The 12,822-nt window shown below is 56.4% G+C and carries 14 protein-coding genes; 1 reads left to right on the top strand and 13 read right to left on the bottom strand.

Annotation, left to right across the window (positions count from 1 at the left end; translation table 11 throughout):
* Nucleotide 1: 1 nt before the first annotated feature.
* Genes nuoK through VFO10_RS08305 form a run of 11 tightly spaced genes read right to left on the bottom strand, consistent with a single transcriptional unit; the run spans nt 2 to nt 8,526 of the window.
* Nucleotides 2-304 (bottom strand): NADH-quinone oxidoreductase subunit NuoK, encoded by a 303-nt coding sequence (nuoK, locus tag VFO10_RS08355; protein ID WP_325138965.1) that lies wholly within the window; start codon nt 302-304, stop codon nt 2-4.
* Entirely contained in the window at nt 304-828 is a 525-nt protein-coding gene (locus tag VFO10_RS08350; protein ID WP_325138963.1) for an NADH-quinone oxidoreductase subunit J, read from the bottom strand. Before VFO10_RS08350 ends, nuoK begins: the two co-directional genes overlap by 1 nt.
* Nucleotides 821-1,321: an NADH-quinone oxidoreductase subunit I gene (locus tag VFO10_RS08345; RefSeq protein WP_325138962.1), complete on the bottom strand. Its 501-nt coding sequence runs from the start codon at nt 1,319-1,321 to the stop codon at nt 821-823. The genes VFO10_RS08350 and VFO10_RS08345 overlap by 8 nt, the downstream gene beginning before the upstream one ends.
* Before the next feature lies 1 nt (nt 1,322).
* Nucleotides 1,323-2,408 (bottom strand): NADH-quinone oxidoreductase subunit NuoH, encoded by a 1,086-nt coding sequence (gene nuoH, locus VFO10_RS08340; RefSeq protein ID WP_325138960.1) that lies wholly within the window; start codon nt 2,406-2,408, stop codon nt 1,323-1,325.
* Nucleotides 2,395-3,894, bottom strand: a complete 1,500-nt coding sequence (locus VFO10_RS08335) for a 2Fe-2S iron-sulfur cluster-binding protein (protein ID WP_325138958.1) — start codon at nt 3,892-3,894, stop codon at nt 2,395-2,397. Before VFO10_RS08335 ends, nuoH begins: the two co-directional genes overlap by 14 nt.
* A 13-nt stretch (nt 3,895-3,907) precedes the next feature.
* Entirely contained in the window at nt 3,908-5,233 is a 1,326-nt protein-coding gene (nuoF, locus tag VFO10_RS08330; protein WP_325138956.1) for an NADH-quinone oxidoreductase subunit NuoF, read from the bottom strand.
* Nucleotides 5,226-5,711 carry an NADH-quinone oxidoreductase subunit NuoE gene (gene nuoE / locus VFO10_RS08325; RefSeq protein ID WP_325138954.1) on the bottom strand — a complete coding sequence of 162 codons (486 nt, stop codon included), beginning with the start codon at nt 5,709-5,711 and terminating at the stop codon, nt 5,226-5,228. The genes nuoF and nuoE overlap by 8 nt, the downstream gene beginning before the upstream one ends.
* 25 nt (nt 5,712-5,736) lie before the next feature.
* A complete protein-coding gene (gene nuoD / locus VFO10_RS08320) occupies nt 5,737-6,990 on the bottom strand; it encodes an NADH dehydrogenase (quinone) subunit D (protein ID WP_325138952.1) in 1,254 nt (417 codons plus the stop codon).
* On the bottom strand, nt 6,987-7,550 hold the full coding sequence (locus VFO10_RS08315) for an NADH-quinone oxidoreductase subunit C (protein WP_325138950.1): 564 nt from the start codon (nt 7,548-7,550) through the stop codon (nt 6,987-6,989). Before VFO10_RS08315 ends, nuoD begins: the two co-directional genes overlap by 4 nt.
* Complete coding sequence (locus tag VFO10_RS08310; protein ID WP_325138948.1) at nt 7,547-8,128, bottom strand: NADH-quinone oxidoreductase subunit NuoB; 582 nt, start codon at nt 8,126-8,128, stop codon at nt 7,547-7,549. The genes VFO10_RS08315 and VFO10_RS08310 overlap by 4 nt, the downstream gene beginning before the upstream one ends.
* Nucleotides 8,129-8,139: 11 nt before the next feature.
* Complete coding sequence (locus VFO10_RS08305) at nt 8,140-8,526, bottom strand: NADH-quinone oxidoreductase subunit A (protein ID WP_325138946.1); 387 nt, start codon at nt 8,524-8,526, stop codon at nt 8,140-8,142.
* Nucleotides 8,527-9,039: 513 nt separating this feature from the next.
* Between VFO10_RS08305 and VFO10_RS08300 the strand changes: the two genes are divergently transcribed.
* Entirely contained in the window at nt 9,040-11,166 is a 2,127-nt protein-coding gene (locus VFO10_RS08300; RefSeq protein ID WP_325138944.1) for a glycoside hydrolase family 48 protein, read from the top strand.
* On the opposite strand, the gene VFO10_RS08295 is transcribed toward VFO10_RS08300, so the two are convergent.
* The gene (locus VFO10_RS08295) at nt 11,167-11,661 is read right to left on the bottom strand and encodes a DUF4112 domain-containing protein (protein ID WP_325138943.1); all 495 of its coding nucleotides are present in this window, start codon (nt 11,659-11,661) and stop codon (nt 11,167-11,169) included.
* On the bottom strand, nt 11,658-12,767 hold the full coding sequence (locus VFO10_RS08290; protein ID WP_325138942.1) for a glycoside hydrolase family 6 protein: 1,110 nt from the start codon (nt 12,765-12,767) through the stop codon (nt 11,658-11,660). The genes VFO10_RS08295 and VFO10_RS08290 overlap by 4 nt, the downstream gene beginning before the upstream one ends.
* Between the last annotated feature and the right edge of the window lie 55 nt (nt 12,768-12,822).

The following is a 12,822-nucleotide window of genomic DNA, read 5'->3' as shown; positions in this document are numbered from 1 at the left end:
TTCAGCCTCGCAAGGTCTGGGTACGGTCGGTCTTGATACTACCGAAGTTTCGATAGACGTTGACCAAAATGGACAAGCCTACAGCCGATTCCGCGGCTGCGATCGTGATGATGAAGAACACCTGCAGCTGGCCCGAAAGCTGCTGCAGTTCATGCGCGAAGGTCACGAAGGAAAGGTTCACGCCGTTCAGCATGAGTTCGATCCCCATGAGCATGATCAGCGTATTGCGCCGAATACAAATAGCCAGGAGCCCCATGCAGAAGAGCCAGGCCGATAGAACGTGCAACAGAACGCCGGTATCCATCAGTCCACCTTTCTTTTGGCCAGAACCAGGGCACCGGCGATGGCGACCAGGAGCAGCAGCGAGATCAGTTCGAATTGAATATACGCCTGCGAGAAAAGGACCGCCGAGACGGCGACGACGTTGCCGCCGACTTCCTTGATCTTCTGCAGGGTATAGATATCCGGCGTGGGAAGTCCGGTTTCCTGCGACCAGTTGAAAAATGCGACGCCCAGAAATCCTGTGAGGCCAAGGCTGATGCCGAGGGCCGCATAGGTCTTCCAGGATGCAAAATCAATTTCCCCTCGCTCTTCATTCATGTTGAGGAGCATGATCGAGAAGATGAAGAGGACCATCACCGCACCCGCATAGATGATGACCTGCAAAGCGGCCACGAAATGCGCTCCGATCAGAGCATAGATGCCGCCCAGGGCCACCATCAGGCCGACCAGCGAGATTGCGCTGCTGATCGGGCTTTTGGCGAAGATCATGCCCAGGCTCAGGAGCATGATCAAAACGGTGAGTATCAGAATCACAGGATTAACCACGGCCTTTGACCTCCCTTTTCAGATGGTCGAGATCATAGAAGGCTTCTGAGCGCGTCGTGGTGGCAAGCTCGTAGTTGCGGGAAAGCTTGATCGCATCCTTGGGACAGGCCTCCTCGCACATACCGCAGAAGCAGCAACGCAGCGCGTCGATGTCGAAGCTCTTGGGTTTCTTTTCCTTGCGAACCCCATAAGGGTTTTCGTTCGGATCGCGTTCCTCGGCGACGATCGTGATGCATTCCGCCGGGCACACGGTCTGACAGAGATAACAGGAGGTGCAGTTCTCGACCTTGTTCTCATCGATCGAAATAAAGTGCATCCCGCGGAAACGCTGCGAGTAGTTGCGCTTCACTTCAGGATATTGAATGGTCGTGGCCTTGCCCTGAAACAGCGTCCTGTAGAACTGCTTGATGGTCACTTTCAGACCAATCGCCAGGGCCGGGAGATAAAACTTATCCCAATAGCCTTCCTTGCGCGTAACGACTTTGGTACCCATATTACACCCCTACCAATGCAATAACGACCGCGACAAAGATCAGGTTGGCCAGGGCGATGGGGAAGAGGATCTTCCATCCCAGATTCATCAGCTGATCGAATCGGAAGCGGGGCAGTGTCCACCGGACCCAGACAAAGAAGAACATCACGCAGCCCACCTTGAAGATGAAGCCGAGTGCCTGAAACACCGCGATCAGATTTTGTTTGCCGGCCGCTTCAAAGCCAACAAGGCTTGAAAGGCCGTTCGACAGAAGCCCCAGACCGGGCAGCAGCGAATAGCCGCCGGCGAAAAGCGTCACCAGCAGTGACGAGGCCATGATCATCGCCACGTATTCCGCGAAGAAGAACATGGCGAATTTGGTGGAACCGTATTCCACGTGATAACCGGCGACGATTTCCGAATCACCCTCGGGCAAGTCGAAAGGCAGCCGGTTGGTTTCCGCGAAAATCGAGATCAGGAAGATGATGAAGGCGATCGGGTTCATGAACATGCCCCAGCGTGGAATCACGCCGAACCAGGCTTCACTCTGATACTGCACGATCGCATTCAGATCGAGGCTGCCGTAAATCAAAAGCATCGAAACGAGGGACAGGCCCATGCCGATTTCATAGCTCACCATCTGGCTGCTGCCGCGCAGAGCGCCGAAGATCGCATACTTGTTGTTGGACGACCAACCGGCCAGCATGATCGGATACACCTCAAGTCCGGCAAAGGCCAGAACCGAGAGCACGCCCATATCGAGCTGCGCGATCTGAAGCGGCACCTCCTGACCATTGATGATCAGGTAGCTGCCGAAGGGAATGGCTGCAAACGCCGCGAGCGGAGCGATGGCTGCGATCGCGGGAGCGAGGTGGTAGTAAAACTTCGAGGCCTGGGCCGGAACGAAGTCCTCTTTGAACACGAATTTCAAAACGTCGGCCACCGGCTGCAAAAGTCCGAAAGGACCGACCCGGTTGGGTCCGACCCGACCCTGGATCCAGGCTGAACCGCGACGTTCGAACCAGACCATGACCGGGACAGCGTTCAAAGTCACACCCAGCACGAAAATCAGCTTCAGAGAGAGAGCGATGCTATCAAACAGAGTCACGGGCTACCTCACGCGCGGCCAGGATAGGTGCGTTGGCTTTCAACCGCATCCCATCCAGAATTTTCTTGACCGAAGCACTGGCGCCATGAGCCTGGACAACCGCTTCAAAGCTTTGGGTCACTCCATCACACTGGATGTAGGTGCCCGCTTTTTCAATGGTGGCCAGTCCTGGCATGACCGCTGCGAAACGCTCGGCTTCCGGGCGTGCAAACACACCCCAGGCGACTTCCACCTCGGCCAGCCTTTGAGGAGGAAGGGCAGCGCGGCCCGAACGGAAATAGATCGCGACATCGAAATTCTGATCCTTATCCGACAGCGGATGAAGACCGAGGATTTCCATGCCCTTGGTATTCGGCGTCTTATCCTTGCGGCGCAGGAGATGATCCACTGGAGCATCATCCGTGGACTTCTGCACCTCGTTCGTTCCGTTGTAGGAACGCACCACCACTTCACCCTGGGTGAAGGATGGAAGGATCTGCATGATGGTCGCGGCTTCCTCGCTCGTCGCATCGGTGCCGATCAAAAGCAGGGTGCGCTTCGCGCTGGTCAGAAGCGGCAGGAGCCAGGACACGAGAGTATCCCAGTTCGTGGCCACGAGCTGACCCTGCGTGCGCAGAACAGGATGAATGATGCGCTCAGGATTCTGATAGGTGTGGAACGACACGCGTCCCTCATCACAGATCCAGTGACCGTTCACGGCTTCGTTATGCCGCGCGCGGTAGCGGTAGACGATATTCTTTTCCTGATCCGCATGGATCGAACAGCCCTTGGCGCAGCCGTCGCAGATGCTGTTTTTTTCCTTCAAGAACCAGACGCGCTTTTGAAAGCGGAAGTCGTTGAAAGTGATCGCACCGACCGGACAGATGTCGGCGATATTGCCCTGATACTCATTGAACATGCCCTCTTCCAGCGCCGTGGTGAGTTCCTTGCGCCAGCCGCGGCTGTTCATGAGCAGTTCATTGGTCTTGGTCACATCCTCGGTATAGCGCACGCAGCGCTCGCAGTGGATGCAGCGGTTCATGTTCAGCGTCAGGCGATCGGAAAGCGGCTTGGTCTGCGCTTCCACAAACACGCGCTTTTCTTCGTGGAACTGACTCGTTCCGGGACCATACTCGAAGTTATAGTCCTGAAGGGAGCATTCGCCCGCCTGGTCACAGACGGGGCAATCCAGCGGGTGGTTGGCGAGGAGGAATTCCATGACGCCGGCGCGGCTCTTTTTAACCTTCTCCGACTGCGTTTGGACGACCATGCCATCCGCGGCGGGAGTCGAGCAGGCCGTCATCAGTTTCGGCGCCTTCTCCACTTCCACTGTACACATACGACAAGTCCCCGCGACAGGCAGTCCGGGGTGATAACAGAAACGGGGAATGCCCTGATCGATATGAGCGCGTTCAGCCGCCCGCATGATGGTATCACCGGGCTGAAACTCAACGACCTGCCCATCAATCGTCAGCTTGGGCTTGGGTGCTGCTTCGTTTGTACTCATTCACGGACTCCAATCAAAGCCGGGCGCTGGCGTGGTGGTCGTGCGGACGGACGTAATGCTCTGGCTTCGATGGACAGCGCCCCAGACGCACATGCTCTTCAAACTCCGCACGGAACTTGCGAATCGTCGACAGGGCAGGACCGGTCACCGCATCGGCGAAAGCGCAGATGGTTTGACCCGCCATATTACCGCAAATTTGCGCAATTTTATCGAGGTCCTCGGTTGTTCCCTGCCCCGCTTCGATGCGGTTGAACATACGGGCCAGCCAGTGGCTGCCCTCGCGGCATTGACTGCACTGACCGCAGGATTCATGCTCGTAAAATTTCAAAAGACGGGCGGCGGCTTCCACGATGCAGGTCTGATCATCGATGACGATCACGCCACCCGATCCGGCCATCGTTCCGGCTTTCGCCAGACTGTCGAAGTCCATCGCCACATCGATCTCATCGGCGCGCAGCATGGGGGCCGAAGCTCCACCGGGAATCACCGCTTTTACGCTGCGTCCGCCGGGAACACCGCCGCAGTGCGCGATGAGATCCTTCAGGTTCATGTTGATGGGAAGTTCATAGACGCCGGGTTTCACCACATGACCGGACACACAGAAAAGCCGGGTTCCGCCGGAACGCTCGGTGCCGATCGCTGCGAATTTCGCCGCGCCGTCTTTAATAATCGTGGGCACCGCACAGAAGGTTTCCACGTTGTTGACACAGGACGGCATTCCAAAGGCGCCGACCTGCGCAGGAAAAGGCGGTTTCAAACGGGGCTCGCCGCGACGACCTTCGAGACTGCTCAGAAGAGCGGTTTCTTCACCGCAGATATAAGCCCCGGCTCCGCGATAGACTTCGATATCGAATTTCCAGCTGCGACCCCGGACGCTTTTACCCAGGATACCCGCCGCGCGGGCTTCCTTGATGGCCGCATTGAGGATCTGGATCTCGTGATAGAATTCACCGCGAACGTAGATATAACCCTGACTCGCGCCGATGGCGTGAGCCGCGATCACCATGCCTTCGATCAGCATATGGGGATGCTGGGTCAAAAGCAGGCGATCTTTGAAGGTACCCGGTTCGCCTTCATCCGCATTGCAGACGAGGTACTTCGGTTTGGGATTGCCCTGGGCGTCCACCGGATTCTTCGGCATGAACGACCATTTCATTCCCGTCGGAAAGCCCGCACCGCCGCGACCGCGAAGATTGGATTTCTTCACCTCGTCGATGACAGCATCGGGCGCCATATTCAAAGCTTGATCCAGAGCCGCGTAACCCCCGACCGACTTATAGAAAGCCAGCGTATGGGAATCCTTGGCCCCGTTATGCCTGGTCAGAAGGACTTCAGCCATCGAGCAGCTCCTTATCCAAACGATCCATCAACTGATTCAGCGATTTTTCATCCAGATTTTCATGATAATCGTTATTCACCTGCACGACCGGGGCCGTACCGCAGGCGGCGAGGCATTCCACGGCCGTCAGGGTGTATTTCCCATCCGCCGTGGTCTCGCCTTCATGAATGCCGAGGCGTTTTTCAAGACATTGCAGAAGATGATCCGCGCCGCGCAGATAGCAGGCGATGTTCGTACAGATCTGAACATGCTGCTTGCCGACGGGTTTTCTATTGTACATGGTGTAGAACGAAACGACTTCCTCGACCCGGGCGACGGGAAGATGCAGGAAGCTCGCCGCTTCCTTCATGGCTTCCTTCGAGATCCACCCTTCCTTCGCCTGAATTTCATGCAGAAGGGGCAGGAGCAGAGCCTGCTCGGTCGGGAACTGCGGCCGCAGTTCGTCGATGCGCTGACTGATATGTTGGTCGATGATCATACGGGAAAGCTCCTCAGGGCCAATCTCAACGGTCGAGTTCACCGGCAATAATGTTCAGGCTGCCGAGCACCGCAATCGCATCCGGGATCTTGGCTCCTTTGACCGTGTGTTCAAAGGTTTGAAAGTGGAGCAAAGACGGTGATTTGATTTTGATGCGCCAGGCCTTGGGTCCACCGCGGCTCACGATATAAAAGCCGAGTTCGCCGTTCGGGGATTCAATGCAGCTGTAGGCTTCACCCGGCGGCACATCGATGCCTTCCATGAAGATTTTGAAATGATGGATCAGAACTTCCATCTTTTCATAGACGTCTTTCTTCTCGGGAATGCGCACGCGGCGGTCTTCCACCCACAAAGGCCCCTTGGGCAGCTTCTGCATGCACTGCTTCAGGATGCGAATGCTCTGCCGGATCTCTTCCATGCGGAGGAGGTAGCGGTCGTACACATCACCGTTCTTGCCGATCACCACATCGAAGTCGATCTCGGGATAGGTGTAGTAAGGACGGTCGCGGCGCAGGTCGAAGTCCACGCCCGAAGCGCGGAGGCAGGGGCCGGTCACGCCGAAGTTGATCGCTTCTTCCGCGGTCAGATTTCCGACATCCTTGGTCCGATCGACCCAGATGCGGTTCGAGGTCAGAAGTTTTTCCACGTCATCCAAAGAACGGGGCACGCCTTCGACGAACTTGGTCATCTCGCTGGCGAAGTTATCCGGCAGATCGTACATCATCCCACCGATCCTCGCGTAGGATGTGGTGAGGCGCATGCCGCACATGCCTTCGATCATGGTGTAGGCTTCTTCCCGCCAGTGGTAGAGGTACCAGAAGATGGTCAGAGCCCCCATATCGAGGGCGTTGATCGCAATGCAGATAAGGTGGTCGATAATCCGAGCCAGCTCCATACAGATCACGCGGATCCATTGGCAGCGTTCGGTCGGAGTGATGCCCATCAGGTCCTCGACCGCTTTCACATAGGCGACGTTGTTGGCCAGCGCCGAGCAGTAATTCAAGCGGTCGGTATAGACGATCCATTGGTGATAGGTGCGATGTTCCGCCAGCTTTTCGATCGCCCGGTGCAGGTAACCGATCTCGCAGGTGGCATCCTCGATGACTTCACCGTTCACGCGGCACATGGCGCGCAGGGTTCCGTGCATGGCCGGGTGGGACGGGCCGATGTTGACGAGAACATTCGGATTGTAAAAGTCAGCAAGACCCTGGCGCTCCTGAACGAGCATCTCTCTCAGCTCGGCGGCTGACATATTTTTAAGTTGAGTTTGGTTCATCATTTGCTGTCCTTCAGGCTTTCGGTGGGAGCATGAGGAGCGAGGCGGGCCGGCAGCGAATCCGGGAAGGGCTGGCGGTCTTTCAGCTCGTATTCCTTGCGCAAAGGATGACCCTGGAAACGCTCGTCCATCATGATGCGACGCAGGTCCGGGTGTCCTTCGTACCGAATGCCAAAGAGGTCATAGACTTCGCGCTCCAGCCAGTTGGCGGCGCGCCAGATCCCTGTCAGTGTCGGCAGGGATTCATTGTCATCCACGAGCACCTTGAGGCGAACGCGGGTGTTATACTTCATCGAATAAAGCTGATAGACGCCGACGAAACGCTTCTGGCCATCTTTCTGGTCGATGTTATCGTAGGCGGTGAGATCCGACAGACGATCAAAGAGCAGCTCCTTGTCATCGCGCAGATCGGTCACGAGTTTTGGCAGCTGCTCGGGCTTGTTCAGCCAAAGCACAGACTCCTGAACGGCATCACGCTCAAGTCGAAACTCCTTGTAGGCGGTTTCGAGATGAGCGTGCACTTTGTTTTGCCTGTCAACGATAAGGGGAACGGGATCACTCATTTCGGTTCACCTGCCTGTTTCGGTTCCTGCGTTTCAGCCAGAAGCTGATCGGAAATCACCTTGCGATAGCTCATGGCATCGACCGCCTCCTGACGAGTCAGGCGATGCATGCGCGGCCGCGGAGCTCCCTTTTCCACCACATCCTGCAGGCGCAGGATCGCATAGATCAGGCCTTCCGGGATGGGCGGGCAACCAGGGACGTAGATATCGACGGGAATGATCTCGTCGATGCCCTGCAGAACCGAGTACGTATCAAAAATACCGCCCGAGGATGAGCAGGCGCCCATCGCGATGACCCATTTGGGTTCGAGCATCTGGTCGTAAATCTGACGAATGACAGGCCCCATCTTGTTGGTGATGGTGCCGGCAACCAGCAAAAGATCAGCCTGTCTGGGGGCGAAACGCACGACTTCCGAGCCGAAGCGCGAGATATCGTAGGTCCCCGACAGGGCGGACATCATTTCAATACCGCAGCACGAGGTCCCGAAGGGCATCGGCCACAGAGAGTTCTTTTGGGCCCATTTGACGGCGAAATCCAGACTCGTCGGGATCACGCTGGAGCTTCCATCCTTAGCCATAACAAGCCTCCTTAATCCCAATCCAGGCCGCGACGGCCCAGCAAATAAAAATAGCCTGCCAGGAGAATCACAAAAAAGGTGACCATCTGCAGCAGAATAAAAGATCCCTGGGACAGGAATTTCTTATAGACGATCGCCCATGGATACATGAAGACAACTTCCACATCGAACAGCAGGAATACTATGCCCACCACGTAATAGCGAACAGAGAATTGCTGACGAGCGTTGCCGACGGGTGGCACGCCACACTCATACACGTCGTAATGCTGCTTAACGTTTTCGCGGACGCGGGCCCCGAGAAAGTAGTTGGCGGTGAGCAGGACGATACCAATGATGCCGCCCACGGCCATCAGAATCACAATCGGCAAATAATGGTAGGAGTCTGGATCAACCCACATGCGCGGCTATTCCTTTCGCACAGTTGAAGCCCAAATGAGGTCGGAAAACAACCATAGATTCCTTGACTTGTCAACGAAACCCCTCATTCGTCGGGCTTTTCTTCTTCAGCCCAGTTTCTGCGCTATGAAAACACAGCCAAAAAGATATAGAAGGAATTCGAAAAATCCTCCTATTGTGACACATGTTCACTCAAAATTTCGCTCATGACTTTAGGATTTTTTGGGGTCAAACCCAGAAATGCCTTCGCGAGAGTTGCCTTGAGTGAGCCTGGAGGCCGCGCCCGCAATGGATTCCAAACGATTCCATCGCCTGCTGCAGTCGTCTTCACGCAAAAACTACCCACGCATCTTCTATCAGCAAACGTTCGGATGCAACACGTCGCTTCTGCTCTATCAAATTCCTGAATGGCCCTCAGGGATACTTTGTAATATTTGATTACAAAGTACCAGGGGGTATGAATCGAAAGTCTGATCGCACCTGAAGGTGGGATCTCAAACACATGGAGATGCTCTATGAAGTGTCATAAGCGTTTGCTGAAAGGAGCGGGATGTCACGGACTGGCAGCCCTCGCCCTTGCTTTCGCGCTGCCCGTCAAGGGTTTCGCAGCAGCCCTGCCGACGGTGAACGAGAAGCCGGGAACGGGCGGCGTCGCTGTGCAGGCGGCCGGAGGACAATGGCCTGGAGCCAACACGACGATGCCGCGGGTTTTTGCAACAGACGCAGGGTTTAAGATTGTGACGGCCCAAGGACGCGAAATTAGCGTACCAAGCGGCAACCCGTGGCAGGATAAATTTCTTACACTTTGGTGGAAGCTTCACGATCCGCGGAACGGTTACTTCAGCTCATACAATTTGCCTTATCACTCTGCCGAGACCCTGATTGTCGAGGCTCCGGATTACGGTCACGTCACGACGAGCGAGACATTCAGTTACTGGGCCTGGCTTGAAGCGATGTATGCGCATTACACAGGTGACTTTGCTCCCCTTCAGTACGTCTACGATCGTATCGACCGCTATGCGGTCCCGACTTATCAACCGACCGTGGCAGCTTATAATCCGAACTCGCCCGCGAGCTTCGCACGGGAGAACAGCACGCCGAACGCCTACCCTTCCCCGCTCGAAAATTCGGTGAGCGTCGGCCAGGATCCCCTGGCCAATGATCTGAAGGCCGCCTATGGCAACGAGCCGATCTATGGCATGCATTGGCTTTTGGATACCAGCAACTGGTATGGCTTCGGTTCTGGAGAGGCGAATGAACCCGTCTTCATCAACACCTTTCAAAGAGGCCCCCAGGAATCGGTGTGGGAAACCATTCCGCATCCTTCCATCGAGGACTTCCGCTTTGGTGCACCGAATCAGGGTTATTTAAGCCTTTTCATCCAGGATGGCGCTGGCTACAAGCGGCAGTGGCGTTACACCAACGCGCCGGATGCGGATGCCCGCCTCGTGCAGGCCACATGGTTCGCGCGCAATATCGCCAAGGAACAGGGGCGGGAAGAGGGCGTTCGTGATCTGACCGCCAAGGCCTCGCGCATGGGCGATTATCTGCGCTATGCGATGTTCGATAAGTATTTCAAACCGATCGGCTGCCGCGAGCTGAACTGTCCCGGCGCGAAGAACTATGAGAGCGCTCATTATCTTTTGGGCTGGTACTATTCCTGGGGCGGGTCCTACGGCGAGGATACCGCTGCGCGCTGGGCCTGGCGCATCGGCAGCAGCTCCGCGCACTTTGGTTATCAAAATCCCCTGACCGCTTACATTCTGAGTCAGGATCCGGAATTTATTCCGCGGTCCCCGCGTGGCCGCGAGGATTGGGCGAAAAGTCTGGATCGACAGCTCGAATTCTATCAGTGGCTGCAATCCAAAGAAGGCGCGATCGCCGGCGGCGCCACCAGCAGCTGGGCCGGAGCCTATGGCAGTTATCCGGCCGGTACCTCGACGTTCTACGGCATGGCCTATGAAAGCGATCCTGTGTATGTGGATCCGGGTTCCAATACCTGGTTCGGCTGGCAAGCCTGGTCCATGCAAAGGATTGCCGAACTCTATGCGGCGACGGGTGATCAACGCGCTGAAGCCCTGCTCGACCGCTGGGTTCCTTGGGTGATGGGCGTCACGCGTCTTTTGTCATCGGGTGAATATGAAATACCTGTGACCCTGGCGTGGAGCGGACAGCCCCAGTCGAATCTGAGCGTGACCGTAACGGAATACAATCAGGATCTGGGCATCGCCTCGGCCTTGGCCAAGACTCTGATGTTCCATGCGATCGGTCGCGCCCGCTATCAGGGGCAGATGGATACCGCGGCGCGGGACCTTGCGAAAGAGCTGATGGTGCGCATCTGGAATCTGCATCAGGATGATAAGGGACTGTCCGTGCCCGAGGTGCGGAAGGATTATCTGCGTTTCTATGATTCGGTTTATATTCCAAACGGGTATCAGGGAAAGATGCCGGACGGCAGCTCGATCAATCCTGATTCGACTTTCATCGGGCTGCGTTCGCGCTATCGTTCGGATCCGGATTTTGCGAAGGTGGAAGCCTTCCGGGCCGGTGGTCCAGCGCCGGTCTTCCACTATCACCGCTTCTGGGCTCAGGTGGAAGCGGCGATGGCTTTCGCGGAATTTGATCGACTCTTCGGGAATTGATTACCAGGAATTCCACTGGCTGATACTGCTCCAGATCCAGAGTGTCAGCTGGTAGGTTCCATAGATGGAAAGTCCCAGGGCGGTGAGCAACACCAGCCCGATGAGACTGACAAACCAAAAATCCTTGCGCTGGGCTCGGGGGTGGGTCACGCTGCGTTCGAGCAGGCGCACGTTCTTTTCGTTGGCTTTATAAACAGCATCGAAAACATCGCCGAAGACTGGAATCGCCCCGACCACGAGTTCCACAAGGACATTGAAGCCCATACGCAGGAGCGTCCAGCGGGACGCTCCCATCTGAAAAGCAAGGCCGATGATTCCAAAGGACAGGACGGAGCCCACGACATCACCGGCCCAGGGAATGAGTCCGATGATGGCATCCAGGCCGATGCGGAATTGAGTGCCCGGAATGCGAATGGAACTATCGAGCAGCCAGGCGAGGCGTCGGATCAACGCCTGCTGACTTTCGCGGGTATTCGCATTCCGTCCTTGATTCAAATCCCAGCCTCTCGCGCCATTTCCAAGGCTATTTCGCGCCACCATTGTCCTGCTCCCGGCCCACCATTGCATGAGCCATCTGATTCACCGGGACGTTTCACCCAAAGAAAGGCATCCACGCCTTCGGTCCCTGTTTGCAAAGTGGGGGCCCGGCCCAGGGCTCGCGACCGTGGATTGCACCAGACCCCATCCGGATCGGGACCCCGCCCATTGCGACTGGTATCAATAACAAAGTTTTTGCCCAGTCGCGACCTTAGGGTCCTGCCGTAACTTATATTGGTCTCAAGCGTCTGAAAATTGGAAATATTCAAGGCAAAGCCATCAGCCGCCATCACACCTGCTTGCAAGAGGCGTTCCGCCATGACATCGGCCGGCTTCCAGGCGGGATGGCCGCCATCCACGTAGACCTTCGCGCCGGGCGCTTTTTTCAGGATCTGCACGGCGTCCTTCAAAAGAGCCAAACGTTCCGACTGAGCCGCGGCGGGAAGACAATCGAGCTGCGCGACGGCATCGGGTTCCAGAATCAAGAAAGCTTTTTGCGAACCGAGTCCGCGCGCCACCGCTTCCACCCAATGGCGATAATTTTCGGGCTGAGTGCCGCCGGCGGAATAGGAACCGCAGTCGCGGAAGGGAATGTTATAGAGGACGAAGGCGAGAATTTTTCCACCCGACTGGGCTGCTGCTTTGCGCACGGAGTCTTCGACGTTGCCGCTCCACTCGCCGAGCCACTGAGCCATCGGTTGGTTGGCAATGTGCTGGATGCGGCGGGCATCGTCTGCGTTGCTTCCCATAAGAATGCGGGCGTCATTCGCTGCATGAGAATAGGGGTCGACCCAAAGATCGCCGTTCGTGGCCGTTGAACCTGATGAAGAGGGGGCCGGAGAAAAGGTGGGTGTGGGAGCTGGTGTCGACGTCGGTCCGGGTATCGGTGATCGCGTCGGTGCAGGCGTCGGTGTCGACCCGTTGGAAACTCCCGGATTTTTAAGCGCCGCGGCCGTCTCAGGACGTGCGGATCGTTCGTTTTTGCCGTCGGATGAAGACCCGCAGGCCATCAGCAGACAGCCGATGACAAGGCTACCTGCTACGCGATTGCTGTGATTCATCATGATTTCCCTTGTGATTGAATAGCAATAAGGAGCTTAAAAAATCGCTATTCCATGA

Source organism: Oligoflexus sp., from assembly GCF_035712445.1.
Lineage (GTDB): Bacteria > Bdellovibrionota_B > Oligoflexia > Oligoflexales > Oligoflexaceae > Oligoflexus.
This window is presented reverse-complemented; position numbering and strand designations above follow the sequence as displayed.

Excerpts from the sequence above, each read along its gene's own strand:
- nuoK (WP_325138965.1), bottom strand. The coding sequence starts at position 304 with ATGGATACCGGCGTTCTGTTGCACGTTCTATCGGCCTGGCTCTTCTGC.
- VFO10_RS08345 (WP_325138962.1), bottom strand. The coding sequence starts at position 1,321 with ATGGGTACCAAAGTCGTTACGCGCAAGGAAGGCTATTGGGATAAGTTT.
- VFO10_RS08335 (WP_325138958.1), bottom strand. The coding sequence starts at position 3,894 with ATGAGTACAAACGAAGCAGCACCCAAGCCCAAGCTGACGATTGATGGG.
- nuoF (WP_325138956.1), bottom strand. The coding sequence starts at position 5,233 with ATGGCTGAAGTCCTTCTGACCAGGCATAACGGGGCCAAGGATTCCCAT.
- nuoE (WP_325138954.1), bottom strand. The coding sequence starts at position 5,711 with ATGATCATCGACCAACATATCAGTCAGCGCATCGACGAACTGCGGCCG.
- nuoD (WP_325138952.1), bottom strand. The coding sequence starts at position 6,990 with ATGATGAACCAAACTCAACTTAAAAATATGTCAGCCGCCGAGCTGAGA.
- VFO10_RS08315 (WP_325138950.1), bottom strand. The coding sequence starts at position 7,550 with ATGAGTGATCCCGTTCCCCTTATCGTTGACAGGCAAAACAAAGTGCAC.
- VFO10_RS08310 (WP_325138948.1), bottom strand. The coding sequence starts at position 8,128 with ATGGCTAAGGATGGAAGCTCCAGCGTGATCCCGACGAGTCTGGATTTC.
- VFO10_RS08305 (WP_325138946.1), bottom strand. The coding sequence starts at position 8,526 with ATGTGGGTTGATCCAGACTCCTACCATTATTTGCCGATTGTGATTCTG.
- VFO10_RS08300 (WP_325138944.1), top strand. The coding sequence starts at position 9,040 with ATGAAGTGTCATAAGCGTTTGCTGAAAGGAGCGGGATGTCACGGACTG.
- VFO10_RS08290 (WP_325138942.1), bottom strand. The coding sequence starts at position 12,767 with ATGATGAATCACAGCAATCGCGTAGCAGGTAGCCTTGTCATCGGCTGT.